At 48.2% G+C, this 22,662-nt stretch carries 17 protein-coding genes; 8 read left to right on the forward strand and 9 right to left on the reverse strand.

Features of this window, described 5'->3' with window-relative positions:
• Positions 1-171: 171 nt before the first annotated feature.
• From K6V26_RS23295 to K6V26_RS23315, 5 genes are read left to right on the forward strand one after another with little or no spacing between them, the layout of a single operon-like run.
• The gene (locus tag K6V26_RS23295; protein ID WP_195438712.1) at positions 172-3,417 is read left to right on the forward strand and encodes a DUF2723 domain-containing protein; all 3,246 of its coding nucleotides are present in this window, start codon (positions 172-174) and stop codon (positions 3,415-3,417) included.
• Positions 3,418-3,420: 3 nt separating this feature from the next.
• Complete coding sequence (locus tag K6V26_RS23300) at positions 3,421-4,032, forward strand: polysaccharide deacetylase family protein (RefSeq protein WP_009860329.1); 612 nt, start codon at positions 3,421-3,423, stop codon at positions 4,030-4,032.
• Positions 4,033-4,080: 48 nt separating this feature from the next.
• Positions 4,081-5,100 (forward strand): tRNA epoxyqueuosine(34) reductase QueG, encoded by a 1,020-nt coding sequence (queG, locus tag K6V26_RS23305; protein WP_224264018.1) that lies wholly within the window; start codon positions 4,081-4,083, stop codon positions 5,098-5,100.
• A 3-nt stretch (positions 5,101-5,103) separates the two neighbouring features.
• Positions 5,104-6,393 (forward strand): S28 family serine protease, encoded by a 1,290-nt coding sequence (locus tag K6V26_RS23310; RefSeq protein WP_009860327.1) that lies wholly within the window; start codon positions 5,104-5,106, stop codon positions 6,391-6,393.
• Positions 6,394-6,441: 48 nt separating this feature from the next.
• Positions 6,442-7,158 (forward strand): DUF5036 family protein, encoded by a 717-nt coding sequence (locus tag K6V26_RS23315; protein ID WP_009860326.1) that lies wholly within the window; start codon positions 6,442-6,444, stop codon positions 7,156-7,158.
• 15 nt (positions 7,159-7,173) lie between these two features.
• Here the strand turns inward: K6V26_RS23315 and K6V26_RS23320 are convergent, their stop codons facing one another.
• The 8 genes from K6V26_RS23320 to K6V26_RS23355 form a co-directional block, all read right to left on the reverse strand.
• Positions 7,174-7,623 (reverse strand): YqaA family protein, encoded by a 450-nt coding sequence (locus K6V26_RS23320; RefSeq protein WP_224264019.1) that lies wholly within the window; start codon positions 7,621-7,623, stop codon positions 7,174-7,176.
• Positions 7,608-8,618, reverse strand: a complete 1,011-nt coding sequence (locus tag K6V26_RS23325) for a hypothetical protein (protein ID WP_224264020.1) — start codon at positions 8,616-8,618, stop codon at positions 7,608-7,610. Before K6V26_RS23325 ends, K6V26_RS23320 begins: the two co-directional genes overlap by 16 nt.
• Positions 8,619-9,887 carry a phosphoribosylamine--glycine ligase gene (gene purD, locus K6V26_RS23330; protein ID WP_224264021.1) on the reverse strand — a complete coding sequence of 423 codons (1,269 nt, stop codon included), beginning with the start codon at positions 9,885-9,887 and terminating at the stop codon, positions 8,619-8,621. It lies immediately after the preceding gene.
• A 130-nt stretch (positions 9,888-10,017) separates the two neighbouring features.
• A complete protein-coding gene (locus tag K6V26_RS23335) occupies positions 10,018-12,234 on the reverse strand; it encodes a S9 family peptidase (protein ID WP_224264022.1) in 2,217 nt (738 codons plus the stop codon).
• Positions 12,218-13,816 carry a THUMP domain-containing class I SAM-dependent RNA methyltransferase gene (locus K6V26_RS23340; RefSeq protein ID WP_009860321.1) on the reverse strand — a complete coding sequence of 533 codons (1,599 nt, stop codon included), beginning with the start codon at positions 13,814-13,816 and terminating at the stop codon, positions 12,218-12,220. The genes K6V26_RS23335 and K6V26_RS23340 overlap by 17 nt, the downstream gene beginning before the upstream one ends.
• A gap of 25 nt (positions 13,817-13,841) precedes the next feature.
• Positions 13,842-14,741, reverse strand: coding sequence for a serine O-acetyltransferase (locus K6V26_RS23345; protein ID WP_224264023.1), 900 nt, complete (start codon positions 14,739-14,741; stop codon positions 13,842-13,844).
• Between the two features lie 59 nt (positions 14,742-14,800).
• Complete coding sequence (locus tag K6V26_RS23350; RefSeq protein WP_224264024.1) at positions 14,801-15,268, reverse strand: hypothetical protein; 468 nt, start codon at positions 15,266-15,268, stop codon at positions 14,801-14,803.
• 20 nt (positions 15,269-15,288) lie between these two features.
• A complete protein-coding gene (locus tag K6V26_RS23355; protein WP_186957788.1) occupies positions 15,289-15,765 on the reverse strand; it encodes a pyridoxamine 5'-phosphate oxidase family protein in 477 nt (158 codons plus the stop codon).
• A gap of 730 nt (positions 15,766-16,495) precedes the next feature.
• Here K6V26_RS23355 and K6V26_RS23360 point away from each other — a divergent pair.
• Positions 16,496-18,319: a heparinase II/III domain-containing protein gene (locus tag K6V26_RS23360; protein ID WP_224264025.1), complete on the forward strand. Its 1,824-nt coding sequence runs from the start codon at positions 16,496-16,498 to the stop codon at positions 18,317-18,319.
• A 3-nt stretch (positions 18,320-18,322) separates the two neighbouring features.
• On the opposite strand, the gene K6V26_RS23365 is transcribed toward K6V26_RS23360, so the two are convergent.
• Positions 18,323-19,720 (reverse strand): phosphatase PAP2 family protein, encoded by a 1,398-nt coding sequence (locus K6V26_RS23365; protein ID WP_224264026.1) that lies wholly within the window; start codon positions 19,718-19,720, stop codon positions 18,323-18,325.
• Between the two features lie 238 nt (positions 19,721-19,958).
• Here K6V26_RS23365 and K6V26_RS23370 point away from each other — a divergent pair, with 238 nt between their 5' ends.
• Positions 19,959-20,684 (forward strand): succinate dehydrogenase/fumarate reductase cytochrome b subunit, encoded by a 726-nt coding sequence (locus K6V26_RS23370; RefSeq protein WP_224264027.1) that lies wholly within the window; start codon positions 19,959-19,961, stop codon positions 20,682-20,684.
• A 33-nt stretch (positions 20,685-20,717) separates the two neighbouring features.
• A complete protein-coding gene (locus tag K6V26_RS23375; protein WP_009860314.1) occupies positions 20,718-22,661 on the forward strand; it encodes a fumarate reductase/succinate dehydrogenase flavoprotein subunit in 1,944 nt (647 codons plus the stop codon).
• Position 22,662: the final 1 nt, after the last annotated feature.

Here is a 22,662-nt window from a genome sequence, read left to right on the forward strand (position 1 = left end):
TCATCTTCAGTCAGCTAAAAATCAGACTTTTTTTAATATAATTCTAATCTCTTCAATACAATTTATGGAGTATTAAGGCGTTGGTATTAAACGTAAATGCTTACCTTTGCGGCCGACTGTCCGTGTGAGGATGGCGTAATTTGACAACTAATTATCACACTTTATACAAACATGAGAAAGTATAAACTAATCAACAACGTGTTGGGATGGATCGTTTTTCTGATCGCTTCAACCGTTTATTTGATGACTATCGAACCCACTGCCAGTTTCTGGGATTGTGGTGAGTTCATCTCTTCTGCTTTTAAACTGGAAGTTGGGCATCCGCCCGGAGCACCGTTCTTTATGTTGACGGCCAACCTGTTCACGCAGCTTGCATCCGATGCTTCCTCAGTGGCTAAAATGGTCAATTCGATGTCGGCACTCTTTAGCGGGCTGACGATCCTGTTCCTGTTCTGGAGTATCACACACCTGGCCCGTAAGATCATGGTGGACGATGAGAGTGAAATCTCATTGGGTCAGATGATCACAATTATGGGTAGCGGTCTGGTAGGAGCATTGGCCTATACATTTAGCGATACATTCTGGTTCAGTGCCGTGGAAGGTGAAGTATATGCTTATTCTTCTCTGTTTACTGCATTGGTTTTCTGGCTGATCCTGAAGTGGGAAGAGGCGGCTGACCGTCCGCATGCCGACCGATGGATCGTACTGATCGCTTATCTGATGGGGTTGAGTATCGGTGTCCACCTGTTGAACTTGCTTTGTATCCCGGCTATCGTGCTGGTTTATTACTATAAGAAATTCCCGAATCCTACGATGAAGGGAACTATTTATGCGTTGTTGGTTTCGTTCGCGATCGTCGGACTGATGATGTATGGTGTCGTACAGGGACTGGTTGAAGTCTGCGGTTATTTCGAACTGTTGTTTGTCAATGTGTTGGGAATGCCTTACAATTCAGGTGTATTTGCCTATGTGATTGTATTGGCCGCCGTGCTGATCTGGTCTATCTGGGAAACGATGCGCGATGAAATTAATCCGGTGCGCATGAAGGTGGCGTTTATCCTGTCTATCGTATTGGTGGGTGTGCCGTTTATCGGAAGCGGCTATGTGCTGGCGGTTATTCTGACAGGTGCCCTGACTGCTTATTTGTTTATGAGCAAGAAGGTGAATATCAAGATGCTGAATACCGTATTGGTTTGCCTGATGGTGATCGTTGTCGGTTATTCTTCTTATGCGCTGACGATGATTCGTGCGACGGCCGATACGCCGATGAACCAGAATGCTCCGAGCGATATTTTCACTTTGCGTTCTTATCTGGCTCGTGAACAATATGGTAAAACACCGTTGTTGTACGGACAGACGTTTGCTTCGGAAGTACAGCGTGAGAACCAGGGCGGTAACTGTGCTCCTGTAACCAAGGAAGGTGAAGCTGTATGGAGCCGCGTCATCAAGAAAGATCCGAGTGAAAAAGACAAATATTTTGTTTCGCGCCACGATGTGGAATATGAATATGTAGACGAACTGAATATGCTTTTCCCACGTATGTACAGCAATGTGGATGCGCATGTGGGAGCTTATAAGGAATGGTCGCAGTTCAAGGGAGAACCTGTGAAGTTCAACCGTTGCGGTGAGAACGTGACGGTGATGAAGCCGACGTTTGCCGAAAACCTGCGTTACTTCTTTGCCTATCAGCTGAACTTCATGTACTGGCGTTACTTTATGTGGAACTTCTCCGGCCGTCAGAATGATATCCAGGGAAATGGTGAAGTGATGAACGGTAACTGGATTACCGGTATCAAGGCAATCGACGAGGTGCTTGTAGGTCCGCAGGACAACATGCCTTCCGATATAGCTGACAATAAAGGACATAATGTATATTATATGTTGCCGCTCCTGCTCGGTATCCTGGGACTTTTGTACCAGGCTTATTCCGGACAGCGTGGTATCCAGAGTTTCTGGATCACTTTCTTCCTGTTCTTCATGACAGGTATCGCTATCGTGCTCTATCTGAACCAGACGCCCTATCAACCGCGTGAACGAGACTATGCGTATGCAGGCTCCTTCTATGCCTTCTGTATCTGGATCGGGTTCGGTGTCGCGGCCCTGGCGAAGCTGATGCAGAAGTACGGCAAGTTGTCTCCGGTGGTGGCAGGTTCTGTTGCGACAGTACTGTGCCTGTTCGTGCCTATCCAGATGGCGGGGCAGAACTGGGACGACCATGATCGCTCGGGACGTTATGTCTGCCGTGATTTCGGTGCTAACTACCTGGAATCGTGCGAACCGAATGCCGTGATCTTTACCAATGGCGATAACGATACTTTCCCGTTGTGGTATGCGCAGGAAGTGGAGGGTATCCGTACCGATGTCCGCGTATGTAACACCAGTTATTTGCAGACAGACTGGTATATCGACCAGATGAAGAAACAGGCGTACGAATCGGCTCCGCTGCCTATTTCATGGGACCGTGCCGATTACATACAGGGTACGCGTGATGCTGCCTATATTGTCCCGATGATGGATAAACCTATCGACCTGAGTACCGGGCTGAACTTTGTACGTAGCAATGATCCGAAATTCAAGAAGATACCTGGTTTCAATCAGGAACTCGACTATATCCCTTCGGAAACGCTTGTTTATAAGGTGGATTCGGCGACAGCCGTTGCTAAAGGCCTGGCTACTGATTCGACCGGTTTATTGAAGGAAATGACAATCAGCCTGAAAGGCAAGACTGCTTTGGGCAAACAGGAACTGATGATCTTGGATATGTTGCAGACCAATAACTGGGAACGTCCTATTTATTATGCGATCACCGTAAATCCTGACCAGTTTGTCGGTCTGGACGGTTACTTCGAACAGACCGGTCTGGCTTACCAGATCGTTCCGAAGCAGGCGAACAAAGGCACCAACACGGAAAAGATGTACGACAACGTGATGAACAAGTTCAAATGGGGTGGCGTAGACAAACCGGGCGTTTACATCGATGAAAACGTGATGCGTATGTGCAAGAGCTACCGTATGGCATTGTTCAATAAGTTGGCTGAAGACCTGTTGAAGGAAGGTAAGAGTGAAAAAGCGCTGAATGTACTGAACAAATGTATGGAAGTACTGCCGCCGGAGAATGTTCCGTTGGATTATACCGCTCTTACGACAGGCGAATTGTATTATGCGCTCGACCAGGATGAAAAGGCAGAAGAGGTCTTTACCGGAATTGCAGAGAATGCAATGCGTAATATCGACTGGTTCTTCCGTCTGAGACCTTCTCAACTGGCTTCTGTAACGAGAGAGTTGGAACATAACCTGGCTGTCATGAATCAAGTGCTGACGGTCAGCAAACATTATAATCCCGAATTCGCTGCTAAGTATCAGGAAGAGTTTGACAACTACCGGATGGCTTGGGGTTCGGTGCGTGGAAATAAATAACGTATGTTTATAGAACAACCGCCCTGGTTCTACAGGGTCCTGTTCCCAGGGGTAATCTGGCGGATACCGGCCAAGGAGAAGTGTGTATATCTCACCTTCGACGACGGCCCTATTCCCGAGGTTACCCCTTGGGTTTTGGATATACTCGACAAATATGGAGTGAAGGCTACCTTCTTCTGTGTAGGAGATAATGTCCGCAAACATCCGGATATCTACCAGATGGTGCTCGACCGCGGCCACCGGGTAGGGAACCATACTTACAATCATATCCAGGGACTTCAATACTGGACGAAGAATTATCTGGATAACATAGAGAAGGCTGCCGAATATATTCAGAGCGATTTATATCGTCCTCCCCACGGGCATATGCGTTTTCCGCAGGTTGTCGCCTTGCGCCGGAAGTACAAGATCATCATGTGGGACGTGGTGACCCGCGATTACAGTCCTCACATGACCCCGAACGGTGTCTTCAATGTGGTAAAGAACTATACCCGTAACGGCTCCGTTATTGTCTTCCACGACTCCCTGAAAGCCGAAACGAACATGCGCGAAGCCATGCCCCGCGCTATCGAGTGGTTGCAGCAGGAAGGGTATGTGTTTAAGGTGTTTGAATAATCTGTCAAGCCCGTCATGACAGAATGTTGAGGTTCCCATTTAGTTGAGATGCATAGTTTATCCATATTAATAAAGAACAAAGCGAAGGAATTAGGCTTCGATGCCTGCGGAATAGCTGAAGTGGCTTCCGCAGACACCGAAGCTTTGTTTTTTGACCGGTGGATAGCCGAAGGATGTCATGCCGGCATGAAATATATGGAGAACTACCGTGATATCCGGCTTGATCCTGCAGGGCTGGTGGAAGGTGCCCGTTCCGTTATTTCCGTGGCTCTTAATTACTATCCGCCACAGAAGCAATTTCCCGGTTCCCCGCGCATTTCCTATTATGCTTATGGAAAGGACTATCATATCGTTGTGAAAGACAAACTCCGGCAGCTCTGGGAGTACATAACAAGCCTTGTCCCCGTGCTTGACACGGGGCCGCAAGTGAGCAGGCCGCTTCGACCGGAAAATGAGGAGACCAGTTCCTCGGCGGCCCCGTGTCAAGCACGGGGACAGGCTGACTCCACCCTTCCTGCCGCCCGCCTCTTCACCGACTCCGCTCCCATCCTGGAACGTTACTGGGCCTGGAAAGCCGGCCTTGGCTGGATCGGGAAGAATACCAACCTGATCATCTCCGGCAAAGGTTCCTTTTTCTTTCTCGGAGAGATCGTCACCACCCTGGAACTGGATTACGACACCCCTCAGAAGAACCGTTGCGGTGCTTGCCGCCGTTGCCTCGATTCCTGTCCGACAGGTGCCCTGGAACGTCCCGGCTACCTGAACGCAAACAAGTGCATTTCTTACCTTACGATCGAGCATAAAGGCGATATCCCTTCCGAACAGGCTTCCCGCCTGGGTGACCGCCTCTACGGTTGCGACACCTGCCAGGAGGTCTGTCCCTGGAACCGCTTTGCCAGTCCTACCCGTGAAGCGGCTTTTTCTCCTTCCCCGGCTTTCCTGTCTTTGAAAAAAGAAGACCTTCGCTGCTTTACCCGCGACGATTATAATCGTATCTTTGCGGGGTCGGCTGTGAAACGAGCCAAATATGAAGGACTGATAAGAACAATAAATAACAAAAAAGAATAAGCCATGAGAAGAACATTCAATCTTCTGCTTCTCTCTTTTCTCTGTACCCTGGCTGCCTTTGCCGCGCCGGGCGAACTGAAGGAGAAGCTTGCCGCCCTGAAAGGGATCACCAGTGTCGAACAACTGGAATCGGACGTTTATCCCGAAAAGTATCTTGTACGTATCACCCAGCTTGTCGACCCTAAGAATCCGGAGGCCGGCACTTTCACGCAGCGCGTTGTTGTTGGCCATGTCGGTTTCGACCGTCCGACCGTTATTGTCACCGAAGGATATGGCGGCGCTTATGCCCTGAATCCCAAATACGAGGAGGAACTGACCAAGCTGCTGAATGCCAACCTGGTCTTTGTGGAGTATCGTTATTTCCTGGAATCCACACCCGAACCCTGTAACTGGGATTATCTGACTGCCGAAAATTCCGCTTACGACCTGCATAATGTCAACCAGACTTTCAAGCAGCTTTATACCGGCAAATGGATCAGCACCGGTATCAGCAAAGGTGGCCAGACGACCATGCTTTACCGTGCCTTTTTCCCGGACGATGTGGATATCTCCGTCCCTTACGTCGGCCCGCTGTGCAAAGGCGTTGAAGACGGTCGCCACGAACCGTTCCTGCGTAAGGTCGGTACGAAACAGGAGCGCCGCAAGATAGAAGCGTTCCAAAAGGAGGTCTTGAAACGCAAAGAAGAGATTCTTCCTTTGCTGGAGGCTTTTTCCAAAGAAAAGAACCTGGAATACCGTATTCCGATGCCCGAAGTACTCGATTATTGCGTGCTGGAGTATCCCTTTGCCTTATGGCAGTGGGGAACGTCCGTATCTGTTATTCCTTCTCTCCATTCCGATACCCCGACGCTGTTCAAACACCTGATGGATATCAGTAGTCCTGACTATTTTGCGGAGAACCAACCGAATATTTCTTTCTTTGTTCAGGCCGCCCGTGAACTGGGTTATTACGGATATGACACGAAGCCGTTCCGTAAATACCTGACTATCGACAGCAGTAAAGGTTATCTGAACCGCATCATGTTGCCCAAAGAGCTGGTTGGCAAGGTCGAGTTCCGCCCTGCCCTTTATCATAAGATTTATGATTTTCTGAAGGACAATGATCCGAAGATGATCTTTATTTACGGTGAAATCGACCCGTGGAGTGCCGCCCATGCTCCGGTTTTCAAAGGAAAGAAGAATGAACAGGTCTACTTCCAGCCCCGCGGTAGCCATCGTGCCCGCATCGGTAATATGCCTGAAGACATCAAGGAAAAGATCTTGACGCAGCTGAATCAGTGGCTGGCGGAATAACATAAACACTTTGTGTGTGTTTCCTATTGTAAAACTATTAATTAAGAAATGATGAAAAAGAAGCTATTATTTCAACTTCTGTTTGTTGCGAATGTATTTTTCGCAACATCTTGTTCCGATGATGATTCAGTAGAATTGGAGGATGTCACCACATTGAATATGCTCAATGAGGATAACGGAAAAACGTATCTGGGCAATTCGGACATTTATATCACGGATGAAAACAATTTCAGCGGCTCGTCGTGCCTGCTTGTGGAACTCGGTGGTGCAAACGGGATTGGAAAGGTTGTTCCTCCCAGGGTCGGAGACGGACTCGTGCGGAAGGCGGCCGTGTTGCCGGGATGCCTTTATCAGGCCTTCAATCGCAATTCGATACTCGAATTTCCTTCCGGAAAACCAGCGATTGCTCTCGAAGCCTCTTATTACCAGTTTTATGTTGAATCTGAAATCGTGAAGGATATAGCGAATACGGGAACGGCAGTCAATGTGGGAGCCGTAGTCAAATATGCCCCCGTCTATCCCGATCCGCAAGGCTTGCCGGAATACGGCAGCGTGATCGGTGAGGTGAGTAACAGCGGTGATGTGGTGGAAATGGATTTTCCGAAAGATGTCGAGTTCTTATACTCAACATCCAATGGATTCGAGATAACGACCGATGGTGGTAAATTGACTGTTACCTATTATTATTGGACCGATTCGAAAGAATACTCCATCTATGTGCGCCGCGGTAGTATCTTTACGGAAGTCATCATTCAGGTAGTATAATAAGGGAAAGAAAGTTTAAAACATTCCCTGCACCTTATATACAAACTCCATCCATACCCAATAGCGGATGGCTTTGCCCAGGAACATGGAGATGGCGACGATCCAGACGTTGGCGCGCAGGAAACCGAGCGCTACCGCGATAAGGTCGCCGATGCCGGGGAGGAAGACGAAGAAACCCATCCAGGAACCTTTACCGGCAATCCAGTCCTGTACCTTTTGCAGCTTTTTGGCATCCAGTTTGAGGTATTTCTCGATCCATTCCACTTTTCCCAGCATGCCGAGCCAGTAACAACTCATGCCGCCCAGGAAGTTGCCCAGTGTGGCAGCGACCATGCAGGGCCAGTAGGCAGAACCAGCCAGTAAAACACCGGTCAGGACGACTTCACTGCTGAAAGGCAGGATCGTCGCTGCGAGGAAAGAGGCGATGAACACCCCGATATATCCGTATTCTATAAGAAATTCCATAAGCGTAGAAACAAGAGAGCGATAAATAGAACAATGGTGGAATAGAAGGTCCAGAAAACGATCTTACCCCGCATGACGGTGAAGAAATGGGCGATCAGTATGGCAGAGGGGATACAGGCTGTCTCCAGAAACTCTTCCGATGCCTGCTCGTACAGAAAATAGAGCGCAAAGGCCCACACCGACATACAGATCAGGAAGGACAGGAACTGGCGTGTGCGCAGCACATCTTCGTATTCGTGCGTGATGATGTTGATAGCGGATACAGCCGTCAGTATGGCGATGGCGATGATGCCGACCCAGTCGAGCAACCCGATGCCGGCAGCGGCCAGGATGCGTATCTTGAACAGCGTGGCGAACGGAATCGTGAACGGCGTGAAGTCGCGGAACCAGATACACCAACCCAGCAGGAACCAGTAGACGGTACCTACACCGAGCAGGGAGGCTAGAAAGGTACGGATACTCAAGCTCCTGAAGTTATACATCCCTATCCAGAACAGAGGAATGAACCAGAGGATATGTACCCATAGCAGGCTTCCGATCCCGATCAGCAGAGAGGCATTGTAGGCTTTGCTCTTAGCACCGGGGTCGTGGTAAGAGGTGAATAGCTGATAGATGGCCAGAATCAGGCAGAATACGCCGACTGAGGTGGATTTCAGTGGCAGGAAATCCGGGTTGGTACTGATGAACAGTACATAAAACAGGAAAGGCAACAACGTCTTCTCGCGGATCAGCACCAGGATATAGTTGGCACGGTGGAGCAGGAAGGCGCCCCCGAACATCAGCAGCATGCCGATGGCATAGGTGAAAGCCTTGCCGGGCAATACCTGACAGATAGCATTCCATAGGGGCGGTGCCGTCACTTCTCCATACACCGGATAGCCGACCGAGTTCAGGTAACTCACGATCCAGCAGGCGACACAGGCCATCAGGGTACAGGCAAAAGTTGCCGGTCCCGAAATGGTGTGTCTGCGAGAATAGCTGTATGTATTGTTCATTTACAAATCGAACCCGATGTCGCTTCGGAAATATTTCTTGTCGAACATGATGGTTTTTGCTCCGGCGAATGATTTGGCCAGGGCTTCTTCCTTATTGGCTCCGTAAGAGCTGACAGCGATGACACGTCCGCCGTTGGTCATGATCCGGTCGCTGGCGGAGACGGTGCCGGCGTGGAAGATAATGTTGTCGGAGGTGATGTCGTTCAATCCGTAGATCAGTTTGCCTTTTTCGTAGGCTTCGGGATAACCGCCGCTTACCAGCATGACCGTAACGGCTGCACGCGGGTCTATTGTCAGGGTACGCTTGTCGAGGTTGCCTTCGGCCACGCCTTCCAGCAGGTCTACCAGGTCGCTCTGGATGCGGAGCATGACCACTTCCGTTTCCGGGTCGCCCATACGGCAGTTGTATTCGATCACCTTGGGATCGTTCTCATTGATAAGGCCCAGGAAGATGAAGCCTTTATAGTCGATACCTTCCGCTTTCAGACCTTCGATGGTCGGACGGATGATCTGTGTTTCCACTTTGGCCATATACCCCTCGTCGGCAAATGGAACAGGGGAAACGGCACCCATACCGCCGGTGTTCAGGCCGGTATTGCCTTCGCCGATCCGTTTGTAGTCTTTGGCTACGGGGAGCACTTTGTAGTTCGTACCGTCGGTCATGACGAATACCGAACATTCGATACCTGTCAGGAACTCTTCGATAACCACTGTCTTGCTGGCATCGCCGAACATACCGTTCAGCATGTCGCCCAGTTCTTTTTTCGCTTCTTCCAGCGTTTCGAGGATGAGTACGCCTTTTCCGGCAGCCAGTCCGTCGGCTTTCAGCACGTAAGGGGCAGGCAGCGATTCGAGGAAGGCGTATCCTTCGGCGATATTTTCGGCTGTGATGCTCTTGTAACGGGCGGTCGGTATGTTATGGCGCATCATGAATGCTTTGGCAAAGTCTTTGCTGCCTTCCAGTTGCGCTCCGGCTTTGGACGGGCCGATCACGGGGATGCCGGATAGCGAGGCGTCGTTTTTGAAGAAGTCGTAAACACCTTTTACCAGCGGGTCTTCCGGACCGACAACAACCATGTTCACATCGTTAGCCAGTACAAAGTCTTTGATGGCGGCGAAATCGTCCGCCTTGATATATGCATTGGTTCCCACCTGTGCAGTACCTGCGTTGCCGGGGGCAATGAATAACTTATCCACTTTCGGACTTTGGGAAATCTTCCAGGCTATTGCATGTTCGCGGCCGCCGGAGCCTAATAATAGAATGTTCATATCGTTATCGTTTATTATATTATCTGATGGTAACAGTTTCCCCTCTTGAGAGGGGGTAGGGGGTGTGTCATTGTCCCGCCTTATAACTAGCTTTAACACACCCCTTATCCCCTCTCAAGAGGGGAAACTGTTACTCTTTGTTCGTATTTTTCAAGTAGTCATCGAAATACCGTGTTATCTTCTCGTAGAGATGCGGGCGGTCTTTGCCTGTCACGTTGTGCTCGTGGCGGGGGTAGACGAAATAATCGGGATAGGTATCTGCATCCACGCAGGCTTTCAGGAAGCCCAGGCTATGTTGCCATACCACTACCGGGTCGATGTCGCCGTGTATCTGGAGGAGATGGCCTTTCAGGTTGCCTGCCTTCAGTTTCAGGTTGGCGTTCTTATACCCTTCCGGATTATCCTGCGGACGATCCATATAACGTTCGCCGTACATGATCTCGTAGTTGCTCCAGTCGATCACCGGGCCGCCGGCAACACCGACTTTGAAGACGTCGGGATGCGTCAGGATCAGGTTGGTCGTCATGAAGCCGCCGTAGCTCCACCCGTGCACACCGATACGGTCGGCATCCACGTAAGGAAGTGATTTCAGATATTCCACACCTTTCATCTGGTCGGCCATCTCGTTGACACCCAAGTTGCGGTGGATCACGCTTTCGAAAGCGAATCCCCGGTTGGACGTGCCGCGGTTGTCGACCGTGAAAACCACGTAGCCGCGTTGTGCCATATAGATATCCCAGCCTCTTACACCGTTCTGCCAGCCACCCGTTACCAGTTGTGAGTGGGGGCCGCCGTAGACGTAGACGATGGTCGGGTATTTCTTGTTCTCATCCAATCCGACAGGTTTGACCAGGCGGAAATGCAGGTCGGTCTTGCCGTCGGCAGATTTTATGGTACCTGCTTCTATTTCCGGCAGTGTGTAGCCTTTGTACGGGTCCCGGGCGGTCAGGAGGTTTTTGATCTCCTTGCCGTCTTTGGTCCGGATCAGGTTGATGATGCGCGGGATTTTCGGAGCGTCGTAACTGTCGATCGCATATTTGCCGGAGGCGCTGACCGAAAGGTTATGCACACTTTCTAGGGCGGCATTCGGAGTCAGCAGGGATGTCTCCCCCTTCTTCAGATTCAGCTTCCAGCCGTTTACATTCATCGGAGTGCCGTAATTGAACGAACTCCGTATATGTGGCTGGGTGGAAGTGATAAACAGGTTCTCGCCTTTGGCGTCGAAACCGATTACCTGGGTGACTACCCATTCTCCCTGTGTCAGTTGTTTCAGCTGTTTACCGGTGGTGTCATACAGATACAGGTGGTTGTATCCGTCTTTCTGGCTTTGCCAGATGAATTTGCCGGGATCGTTCGGGAGGAAGAGTACCGGATATTGCGGTTCAACGTAATGCTCGTTCGTTTCTGTGAAAAGGACGGCTTCTTTCTTGCCGGTCAGGGCAGAATAGCGAACCAGGTTCATCTCATTCTGTTCGCGGTTCAGTTCGGCAATATAGATGCTCTTTTCATCCGGGCTCCAGGCGATGTTGGTAAGGAACTTTTCTTTCGGGGTTCCGGTTTCCAGCCAAACGGTTTCGCCTGTCGAGAGATTATACACACCGACTGTCACCTCATGGCTCTTCATGCCGGCCATCGGATATTTAACCGGTTCGGCTTTTGCGCAACGGGCATCGATATTGACGATAGGATAGTCTGTGACCATGCTCTCGTCCATCCGGTAGAAAGCCAGGGCGGAGCCTGCCGGTGACCAGAACAGTCCTTTGCTGATGCCGAATTCACGTTGATGGACTGCTTGTCCGCATACGATTCCGTCTTTTGTTTCACGTGTAACAATGCTTGTCTGATTCTCCGGTGAAAGAATCTGTATGTTGTTCCCCACCGTGAATGCCAGGCAGTTATTGGCCGGACAGAAGTTATAGTTCGATCCTTTGCTGTCCAGCTGATAATTGCCAATTATCTTGTTTTCGGCAAAATTGTAATGCAGGCGGTGGCCTTTACTGGTAAAAGCCAGTACCGGCTGGTCCTTATAGGGAACCGAAAATCCGGGCAGGCTGCCTACCGTCGGAAGTCCGACTGCCGAAAGCGCCTCATTGAGTCGGCTGCGTGTAAAGGCAACCTGCTCTTTCTTTTCAGGTACGCCGCTTATCATGCTGTCTCCTTTGACATACAGGTAAGTGTCCCCACACCATTGCAGCTGTTTGAGACTGGCCGGGACGAATTTATTGTGTGTCTTCCCTCCCGGAAGCAGGTCGTGTAATGTGAGTTGTTTGTCCTGTGCCATCAGCGTCATAGTTGTAGATAAAGCGAACACGCAAAGAACCAGGAAGTGTTTAATCTTCAAAGTCATCGTTGTCTTCTCTTCTGAATGGTTTCTTGAATGGACGGCCTTCTCCGCGTTTTCTGTCTCCGAAGTTCTTTCTGTTTTTAGAGAACCTGTCGTCTTCGTCTTTGTAACGCATTTTGACGGGGCGTTTTTCGCCGGCTTTGTGCAGAATCGGGCGAACCGGGCGTTCACCACGTTCGCCTCCGAACTGTTTGCGGGCAGGACGGCCGTCACCGCGTTCTTCACCGAAGAAACGTTTTCCCGGTGCTGCGGATGTACGTTCGTTTTCGTCTTCACTGTGAGCGGCGGCAAAACGACGGTCGGGGCGGTCCATGCGGTCGGTCTTGAAGTTCGGGCGACCAGCAGGACGGGTGTCATATCTTTTTTCTGGGAACGAGGGCCTTGGGCGTGAGGCGGAATCTTCCGTTCTTTCCGCGCCTTCCTCGTTCAATGCTTTCTTATAGTCTTTGTTCTTTCCTTCAAATATTTCGTAGCAACGGTATTCGCAGTCGAGCGAGCCGTTGATCAGCTTCATCCGTTCGCTGGGACGCAGGCCGATCTTGTCGAAACATTCGTCTTTGTAGCTGAGTATCCATACTTTATATCCGGTAAACACATGTTTGACGCGTTCGCCGATCATATTATAAAGTCCCAGCAGGTCGCGGGAGGAGATACGTTCGCCATAAGGCGGGTTGGTTACCAGGATACCCGGTTGTGGTGCTTCCGTATATTGCTGGAAAGGCATCGTTTTCAGTTCGACATATTTGGCCAGGCCTGCGCTACGGATATTCTTCTGGGCGATCTCGATAGCAGCCGGATTGATATCCGAACCGTAGCATTTGAAAGTGAACTCGCGTTCCTGGCTTTCGTCGTTATAGATGCGGTCGAACAGTTCCTGGTCGAAGTCGATCCATTTCTCGAAAGCGAACTCCTTGCGGTGGATACCCGGGGCGATGTTCAGGGCGATCATAGCCGCTTCGATCAGCAGCGTACCGGAACCGCACATCGGGTCGACGAAATTGGATTCGCCTTTCCAGCCTGTCTTCAGGATCATACCGGCAGCCAGCACTTCGTTCAGCGGCGCTTCGGTCTGTTCCACGCGGTATCCGCGTTTGTGAAGGCTCTCGCCCGAACTGTCGATAGACAAGGTACAGTCGTTGTGCGAGATATGTATATTGATGTATAAGTCGGGATTGTTCACACGTACGGAAGGACGTTTGTTGTGCTTCTCCATAAAGTAGTCAACGATCGCATCTTTTGTACGGTAAGCCACGAATTTAGAGTGATTGAAATCTTCTGAATAGATCACGGAGTCGATCGCGAACGTCTTGTCCAGTGACATATAGTTTTCCCATACGACCTTTTTCACTTCCTTATAAACCGTATCGGCATCTTTTGCCTTGAAATGATAGATCGGTTTCAGGATGCGTAAGGCGGTGCGGCAACAGAAGTTGGCTCTGTAAAGCACTTCTTTATCTCCTGTGAAGGATACCATCCGGCGGCCAATTTCTATATCGTTGGCGCCTATAGCTAATAACTCACCGGCCAGTATTTCTTCTAACCCGTACAGGGTTTTGGCCACCATTTCAAATGTCTCGTTATTCATTTGCGTGCGTTGTAAGAAAAGATATTTATTTAGTTACTTTATTTTGTGTAATGACAGCACCGGGGGGAACATCTCCGGTGATCCAGACGTTGCCACATATCGTGGCGCCTTTGCCGACGCGTATTTTCCCCAATAGCGTCGCGTTGGAGTAGACGGTCACATTGTCTTCCAGGATGGGATGGCGGGGGATACCGCGGATCGCGTTCCCGTTCTCATCGGGCGGCAGCTTTTCTCCGGCAAGGCTGACACCCTGGAAGATGCGTACGTTATTCCCGATCACACTGGTTTCGCCGATCACGGTACCCGTACCGTGGTCGATAGAGAAATAATGTCCTATCTGAGCTCCCGGATGAATGTCGATACCGGTTTCGGAATGAGCCATTTCGGTGATCATCCGGGGTATAAAAGGAACGCCCAGCTTATAAAGTTGGTGCGCTATACGATAATTGCCTATTGCCCGGAAGCCCGGGTAACAGAAGATAACTTCATTGATGTTTTGTGCTGCCGGATCACCGTTGTAGGCGGCTTCGGCATCGGTGGCAAGCAGACAGCGCATTTCCGGCAGTGTGGAAATGAACGCTTCGGAAAGTTTTTTTGCCTGGCTGAAGATCAGCTCTTCCGCACAGGAAGTACAGTTGGTGTCGGCCAGGCAAAGGCCCGCATAGATTTGACGGCTGAGCAGCTCGTGCAACTTTTCAATATTGACCCCGGTATGGAAACGGATCGTTTGCGTACTGATTCGCGCATTCCCGTAATAGCCTGGAAACAGGATTGCACGACACAAGTCAATGATCTCCTCCAGTACTTCACCTGAAGGCAATGCCTCTTCATCGCGGTAGGCATGAAACAGTTGTTTGTATGAACATTCGTCCGACAGCTTTTCTACTGTTTCATTCAATACCTTGCTATGCTTTTGCAATCCCATTATTTTGAAAGTCTTATTTTGGGCAAAAGTACATTAAATATCTGATATATGTGTACTTTTTAATAGGTTAAAACTGCTTTGAAGTGCGTTTCCGGCGGCCGTTGATCAGTAAAGAAATCGGAGAATGTCACCTTGAAGATGAGGAAACCGTCACGGGTGTAATCACATGAATAGGTTTCTGTCCATAAGATGCTGTTATCTTTTGCATCTCTTCGGTGTACGGAATTTGGCAGTGCTGTTTGTGCTTCTGCATCATCATCAAAATCCAAATACATATAGGTCGTTATTAACCCCTTGCGATAAGTATCTGTATACAAGCTCATATCCTGATCGTCAATCCTGTATTCATAGATATAAATCGGATCCTTATTCTCGTTGTAGACCAATTCCCAATCACTCGATTTGACTTTTATATCCTCCTTTATCCACCATTCGGTAATACCGCCATCTTGTCCCGGAGGGCCCATCGGTCCTTCGCATGAAGCGAACAGGAACACCATTAAAAATATTGCTAACAGATTTTTCATATATTCACTCTCTTAAATGTTTAGTATTTCTTGTGCGGTGCCCCGAACTCTTTGCATGTTACTTCATCGAGGTCTACCAGCCATATTTTTACGTTTTTCACAGCCGGGTCGGAATAACGGAATTCCTTGTCCGAATACTGTTTCATAATTATATCCAGCGCTTCCGTTTTCTTGTCGAAGTCTTCTTCAAACCGCACTTCGCCCCATGCGATAACGCTTTTAGAACGCATACGGTAACTGCAAGCCACTTCGGGATGCTGGAATACCAGATCATGGTCGGTGCTGAAGGTGATGCAAACCTTCGGGTTACGTTCCAGGATTGAGATACTTCGGCCTTCCTGCGCTGAATGTAAATAGATAACACCGTTCCGATAGCCAAAGTTCATAGGTATAACGTAAGGCGTACCATCCGTATCAGCCAGTCCGACGAAACAGACATCGCAACTACGGATAATCTCCTCGATATGTTCTTTCTCTGTGTGTACCAGTGTCTTCATTACTATTTTTAATTATGCTTTTGCAAACATAGTAAAAAAGTTCAACTTCTCGGACTTACTTTTGCGACTTTATTATATATGTACTGTTTTCGTCAATGTGTCAAAATGTCAAATAGTCCTTCTGTCAGTGAGCTGTACGTGTCCTAAATCGGGTTTGTTGTTTTTATTCGCTCTACGGAATGATTGCGAATGTCTTTATTTTAATTGTTGATTAATAAATGTGGCTTTATGTTTGATGATGTGTGGTAGTTGTTGATAAATGTCGTAAAATATATTTGAAATATATGAATGTGCTGTTCGGGTTTGGTCTGGATATTTACTCGTTCTGGAGATAAAATGTGTTGTTTAGCATGTAATTTGAGGCCCAAAAGCCTGTTTGAAATAACTTTTTTGGACAGAATTAACAAATTTTTCATCTGCAATAAATCTCTATTTCATTTAAAATGAAAAAAAATTCGTTTTAAACGAGATTACAATTTGTTTAAAATGAAGAGTGAAAATCTATATGAATACGCTAAGTGTTAAATATTGTGTTTTTGGATCTTCTATTTCTACTGTTTTGTGAAATATAGCAGATATGTATATGCGGAAAAAATACACAAAATGATCTGCTATTGTCGAAAATTGCAGCAAAATGGTATTTTCTTGTCTGTTAAAAGGAATCCGGATAAGAACACACTTTTTCAAGCGATTTCCTATATTTGTAACTCCAATTAAATATAATACCTGTATGAATAAAACTATCCTGCTTGTTGTGTTTTGCTTTTCCCTGTTCGTTTCGGGGTATTCACAGGGAATACGCTTTGATTCTTATCCTTCTCATCCCCGGTTGCTGGTAAAGAAAGGAGAGGAGCAAAAGATTAAATCCGATCTGGCTCTTAATCCGGAAATGCTCCGGTTGCATAACTATCTACTTGGGCAATGCGACGATCTGATCACGACGCCTGTGCTGGCATATAAAAAGGAAGGGAAACGGTTGCTGGCCGTATCGCGTGAAGCCTTGCGGCGTATCTTCTATCTTTCATATGCTTACCGGATGACAGGAGAGGATAAGTATCGTTTGCGGGCAGAGCAGGAGATGATTGCCGTGTGTTCGTTTACCGATTGGAACCCGTCCCATTTTCTGGATACGGGCGAAATGACTATGGCCGTTGCAATCGGTTATGACTGGTTGTTCGATCGGTTATCTCCGGATGCCCGGAGGCTGGTGCAGGAGGCGATTCTGAATAAAGGTTTTGCCCCGTCGAGGGATAAAAAATATAACTGGTTTCTGAGGGCGACCAATAACTGGAACCAGGTCTGTAATGCCGGACTGGTTTACGGTGCGCTGGCTGTGTTGGAAGATCATCCGGAAGAGGCCCGTGAAATCATTGAACGTGCTTTGTCTACAGTCGGCCTGACTTTGAAAGGCTATGGTCCCGATGGCGCTTATCCCGAAGGATATAATTATTGGGGATACGGGACTACCTTCCAGGTTCTTTTGAATGCAGCGTTGGAATCTGCCTTGGGGACTGACGGCGGTCTCTCTTCGGCTGAAGGTTTTCTGGCTTCTGCCCGTTTTATGCAGTTTATGACCGGAACGACCGGTAAATGCTTTAACTTCAGCGATTCCCGTGAGAGTGTCTTTGCTTTGCCGGCTATGTACTGGTTTGCCGACAAGCTGCAAGACCCTACACTGCTTTGGAATGAAAAGGATATGTTGAGTCGGGCGGAGTTGTCCTTTTCGGATGAGGAGAGCCGTTTCCTTCCGTTGATACCGATTTATGGTTCACAATATAAAATGAATGAACTGGCGCCTCCTTCCATGAAATTGTGGGCGGCTAACGGACAGACGCCTGTCGTGCTGGTCCGTACGGGATGGGAGAATGGAGAAGGTTTCTATCTGGGAATAAAAGGCGGAACGGCTTCGACCAGCCATGCCCATATGGATGCCGGATCGTTCGTTTTCGACGCTTTGGGTGTTCGCTGGGTGCAGGACCTGGGGATGCAGGAATATTATTCGCTGGAAAAGGAAAATGTAGATTTATGGAATATGTCGCAGAACGGGCAGCGCTGGAATGTGTTCCGTTATAATAACCTGGCGCATAATACACTGACTGTAAATGGTAAATACCATGATGTAAAAGGTTTTGTACCTGTGACAAATATCTTTTCGGAAGCGCATAAACTCGGAGCCTCTCTGAATATGACGGACTTGTTCGGCGGAGAATTGGAAAATGCTGTCCGTGAAGTCGCTCTGATCAATGAAAAATATCTGTCGGTGATTGATCGTGTAAAAGCTGGCAGTCAGCCGGCAACTGTCAGATGGACGATTGAAACCGGGGCCATTCCCCGTGTATTGGACAGTCATATGGTGGAACTGACAAAAGACGGCAAATGTATGCAACTGATCGTCGATAGTCCGTCCGTAACATCTGTGTCCGTCCTTGATAATGTATCGAAGAATAGCTATGATGCTTCCAATGAGGGAACCTGCCGTATCGTTTTCGATGTGAGTCTGGAAAGCGGGCAGGAGAGCGATATTAAAGTCCGGCTGGTTCCTGCTGTCAACTGATGATTACCAGAACAGTGCCGTTACGGTTGCGCCAATCGTAAAGTAGTGTATTTTGTGCTTGCTTAAATGGCTCTCGCCGTAGACTGGTTGGCTGTCTCTGAGGCTGGTTAAGATTTCGTAAGGTGCTTTCAGGAACGTATAATCGTAATCTACGAACATGCGGATACCCAGGTTGCGGCTGACAATCCCGGTCGCTGAAATGCCTGTGCGTAAAACGTAGTTGCTGCTGCCGTTGCCTTTCATAAAAGCAATATTATTTATGGTTCCGTATGGGGCCTGCTTTTCCTGTAAGTCCATTTCCACTTCATTTTTCACCAGATAGGAATATCCGGCCTGGAACTTTGTTCCTAAAAGCAATTTACTGGCTACAGGTAACGAGAAATAAGGCCCTGCCGTAAAAGTAAAAACACCGGTCGGATCGGCATGGACGCGGGTGATGTCATATTTGGTTGAAGGGGTTGTTCCTGTATAAAGCGACATGTCGAATGCCATCGGACTTGCCAGCGCTGTTATTTCGCCGCCGATACCGAAATAGGGATTGAAGAAGTAACCGCCTTTTACGCTGACATTGGTTGCTCCCGGCGAGCTCAGACGTATATTTTTACCTACCTCGATACTTCCGTTGATGATACTGTATCCTACGGCGAACTCCAGGAAAGAAGGGCGTCCTCCTTTGGGGGCAGACTCCTTGAGCTTGTCAGGGAGATTCAATCCTTTGTCCTTGAAGATCAGGTCTGCCAGAAAATACCCTAACTCTGTGGATAAAATGCCGATACCGGCCCCGGCCAGTACGTCGCTCAGCCAGTGGCGGTTGTTCAGTTGCCGGCTGAAAGCGGTGGCTGTGGCGACTGTATATCCCCCGATACTATATAACGGGCTGCGGGTCAGACCATATTCCCGGTGCATGATGGTAGCAGCCATGAAAGCGGTTGCCGTGTGTCCCGAAGGGAATGAGTTGTTCTTTGAGCCGTCGGGGCGTTCCCGTTTGATCGTATATTTCATGCTGTTGACGGTAGCGGCCATGATTGTTGCCGAAAAAGCGTTCGATACGATCATCCGGGGCCATGAACTACGACTTTCCACACCGCCGAGTTTCATCCCGTAAACAGCAAGCAACGGAGTATATTGCAGAAAATCATCGTATCTGTAATGGAAGTTGGGCGTATGCGTATTGCGCAATGTCCGGAATTTATCACCCTGCCCATATGTTATGGCTGAAATGGCGAAAAGAGGAACAGGGACACGCAGCATCTGGTATACCTTATTCTCTGATATTTTGTTGTAAGTGGTTTCAAATTCATGTTCTTTATTTATGAATCTCGTACTATCTTTCCACTGAGCACGAACAGACGGTATAAAAATCATCATAAATAAGAAGCTCAGCATTTTACGTTGTAACATACGATCCCCTGATTATGCCACGAAGATATAAAAATGCCGGTTAGTACTGGTTACATTTTTGTTAATTTATTTATTGAATAGGATTTACCGTTTGTCCCTCCTGAAATGTATAGGTTTGATTGACGAAATATTTCTTTAATCGTTTGCGTGATACGTGTATTTAGCATACCTTTGCCTGATAATTGAGTATATTGATATGAATTTCTAAAAACAATTAAATAACTTAAATTATTATCTTATGTGGTTACTTAATTCTTCTATCGGGAAGAAGCTGATAATGAGTGTATCAGGCCTTTTTCTTGTTTTGTTCTTATTGTTCCACTTGTCAATGAATGTGGCGGCTGCTTTCTCGGGAGAAGCCTATAACATGATTTGTTCATTGTTGGGAGCAAATTGGTATGCCGTGGCAGCAACATTGGTGCTGGCAGCAGGCGTTGTGATTCACTTTGTGTATGCTGTTCTCCTTACACTGCAAAACCGTAAGGCTCGCGGTAACGACCGTTATGCAATTAACGCTCGTCCGAAAGGGGTGGAATGGGCATCTCAGAACATGCTGGTACTGGGTATTATCATTATCCTGTTCATGGTGTTGCACTTCAGCCAGTTCTGGTATAAGATGATGTTCGCCGAACTCCTTGGCAATCACATGGTAACACTTTGCGACGGAACAACAACCGTATCTCCTCAGGACGGTGCAGCGTTTATCAACTACTATTTCCAGGGTAATATCCTGAATACAGTGCTGTATCTGGTATGGTACGTAGCTTTGTGGTTCCACCTGACTCACGGGTTCTGGAGCGCTATTCAGACTATCGGTTGGAATAACACGATCTGGATGAACCGTTGGATCTGCATTTCCAAGATTGTAGCAACCGTTATTTGCGTAGTGTTTGCTATCATTACTATCGTTTTCTACCTGAATGGTGTAGGTGGTGACTATGTAGCTGTTTGTGCAGGACATTAATTTAAGGTGTAACAATATTGAAAATAAATCATTATGACTCAAATAGATTCTAAAATCCCTCAGGGCCCGTTGGCTGAGAAGTGGAAAAATTATAAAGATCATCAGAAACTGGTGAACCCCGCAAACAAACGTCGTCTGGACGTGATTGTAGTTGGTACTGGTCTGGCCGGTGCTTCTGCTGCTGCCTCTCTGGCAGAAATGGGATTCAACGTATTGAACTTCTGTATCCAGGATTCTCCCCGTCGCGCACACTCAATCGCCGCACAGGGTGGTATCAATGCTGCAAAGAATTATCAGAATGATGGTGACTCTGTTTACCGTCTGTTCTACGATACAATCAAAGGTGGTGACTATCGTGCCCGCGAAGCAAACGTTTATCGTCTGGCTGAAGTTTCCAACTCTATTATCGACCAGTGCGTAGCACAGGGTGTTCCTTTCGCCCGCGAATACGGTGGTCTGCTGGATAACCGTTCATTCGGTGGTGCTCAGGTATCCCGTACGTTCTATGCCCGCGGTCAGACCGGACAGCAGTTGTTGCTGGGTGCTTACTCTGCTTTGAGCCGTATGATCGGTTTGAACAAAGTAAAGATGTATACCCGCCACGAAATGCTGGACGTTGTGAAGGTGGATGGCCGTGCCCGCGGTATCATCGCACGTAACCTGATCACAGGTCAGATCGAACGTTTCTCTGCTCACGCAGTAGTGGTGGCAACAGGGGGTTATGTAAATACTTTCTTCCTGTCTACTAACGCAATGGCTTCCAACGGTTCTGCTGCATGGCAGTGCTACAAGAAAGGTGCTTACTTCGCTAACCCTTGTATGGTGCAGATCCACCCGACTTGTGTACCGGTGAAAGGCGACTATCAGTCTAAGCTGACTTTGATGTCTGAATCATTGCGTAACGACGGTCGTATCTGGGTTCCGAAGAAACTGGAAGATGCAAAAGCATTACAGGCCGGAACAAAGAAAGGTAAAGATATTCCTGAAGCAGATCGCGACTACTATCTGGAACGCCGTTATCCGGCATTCGGTAACCTGGTTCCGCGTGACGTGGCTTCACGTGCCGCTAAAGAACGTTGCGACGCCGGTTTCGGTGTGAACAACACAGGTCTGGCCGTGTTCCTCGACTTCTCCGACGCTATCAACCGTCTGGGTAAAGATGTTGTAAAAGCTAAATATGGTAACTTGTTCGACATGTACGAAGAAATTACCAACGACGATCCATACGAAACTCCGATGATGATTTATCCTGCATTGCACTACTCGATGGGTGGTCTGTGGGTTGACTATGAATTGATGACTTCTATTCCGGGTCTGTTCGCTATCGGTGAAGCTAACTTCTCTGACCACGGAGCTAACCGTCTGGGTGCTTCTGCGTTGATGCAGGGATTGGCCGATGGCTACTTTGTATTGCCTTATACAATCCAGAACTATCTGTCAGACCAGATCCAGGTTCCGCGTTTCAGCACCGACCTGCCTGAGTTTGCAGAAGCTGAAAAGGGTATCAAAGACCGCATCAAGAAATTGATGAGTATCAAGGGTAAAGAGTCGGTAGATTCTATCCATAAGAAACTGGGTCATATCATGTGGGAACATGTAGGTATGGCACGTGATGCAAAAGGTTTGCAGGAAGCGATCCAGATGTTGAAAGAGCTGAAGAAAGAGTTCTGGAGTAATGTATATATTCCGGGTGAAGCCGATAACCTGAACGTAGAGTTGGATAAGGCATTGCGTTTGGCTGACTTTATTGAGATTGGTACATTGATGGCACACGATGCATTGGACCGTGCCGAATCTTGTGGAGGACACTTCCGTACAGAGCACCAGACCGAGGAAGGCGAAGCCCTGCGTCATGACGATAAGTTCATGTACGTATCTTGTTGGGAATACCAGGGTGAAGACAAAGACCCGGTTATGCTGAAGGAAGATTTGAACTATCAGTTCGTTGTTCCTCAAACACGTAACTACAAGAAGTAAT

The organism is Parabacteroides goldsteinii, assembly GCF_020091425.1.
In the GTDB taxonomy this organism is placed as follows: Bacteria; Bacteroidota; Bacteroidia; order Bacteroidales; family Tannerellaceae; genus Parabacteroides; species Parabacteroides goldsteinii.

What these genes read in the sequence shown, in the direction of transcription:
- K6V26_RS23295 (WP_195438712.1), top strand. Translation starts at nt 172, where the DNA reads ATGAGAAAGTATAAACTAATCAACAACGTGTTGGGATGGATCGTTTTT.
- K6V26_RS23300 (WP_009860329.1), top strand. Translation starts at nt 3,421, where the DNA reads ATGTTTATAGAACAACCGCCCTGGTTCTACAGGGTCCTGTTCCCAGGG.
- queG (WP_224264018.1), top strand. Translation starts at nt 4,081, where the DNA reads ATGCATAGTTTATCCATATTAATAAAGAACAAAGCGAAGGAATTAGGC.
- K6V26_RS23310 (WP_009860327.1), top strand. Translation starts at nt 5,104, where the DNA reads ATGAGAAGAACATTCAATCTTCTGCTTCTCTCTTTTCTCTGTACCCTG.
- K6V26_RS23315 (WP_009860326.1), top strand. Translation starts at nt 6,442, where the DNA reads ATGATGAAAAAGAAGCTATTATTTCAACTTCTGTTTGTTGCGAATGTA.
- K6V26_RS23320 (WP_224264019.1), bottom strand. Translation starts at nt 7,623, where the DNA reads ATGGAATTTCTTATAGAATACGGATATATCGGGGTGTTCATCGCCTCT.
- K6V26_RS23325 (WP_224264020.1), bottom strand. Translation starts at nt 8,618, where the DNA reads ATGAACAATACATACAGCTATTCTCGCAGACACACCATTTCGGGACCG.
- purD (WP_224264021.1), bottom strand. Translation starts at nt 9,887, where the DNA reads ATGAACATTCTATTATTAGGCTCCGGCGGCCGCGAACATGCAATAGCC.
- K6V26_RS23335 (WP_224264022.1), bottom strand. Translation starts at nt 12,234, where the DNA reads ATGACTTTGAAGATTAAACACTTCCTGGTTCTTTGCGTGTTCGCTTTA.
- K6V26_RS23340 (WP_009860321.1), bottom strand. Translation starts at nt 13,816, where the DNA reads ATGAATAACGAGACATTTGAAATGGTGGCCAAAACCCTGTACGGGTTA.
- K6V26_RS23345 (WP_224264023.1), bottom strand. Translation starts at nt 14,741, where the DNA reads ATGGGATTGCAAAAGCATAGCAAGGTATTGAATGAAACAGTAGAAAAG.
- K6V26_RS23350 (WP_224264024.1), bottom strand. Translation starts at nt 15,268, where the DNA reads ATGAAAAATCTGTTAGCAATATTTTTAATGGTGTTCCTGTTCGCTTCA.
- K6V26_RS23355 (WP_186957788.1), bottom strand. Translation starts at nt 15,765, where the DNA reads ATGAAGACACTGGTACACACAGAGAAAGAACATATCGAGGAGATTATC.
- K6V26_RS23360 (WP_224264025.1), top strand. Translation starts at nt 16,496, where the DNA reads ATGAATAAAACTATCCTGCTTGTTGTGTTTTGCTTTTCCCTGTTCGTT.
- K6V26_RS23365 (WP_224264026.1), bottom strand. Translation starts at nt 19,720, where the DNA reads ATGTTACAACGTAAAATGCTGAGCTTCTTATTTATGATGATTTTTATA.
- K6V26_RS23370 (WP_224264027.1), top strand. Translation starts at nt 19,959, where the DNA reads ATGTGGTTACTTAATTCTTCTATCGGGAAGAAGCTGATAATGAGTGTA.
- K6V26_RS23375 (WP_009860314.1), top strand. Translation starts at nt 20,718, where the DNA reads ATGACTCAAATAGATTCTAAAATCCCTCAGGGCCCGTTGGCTGAGAAG.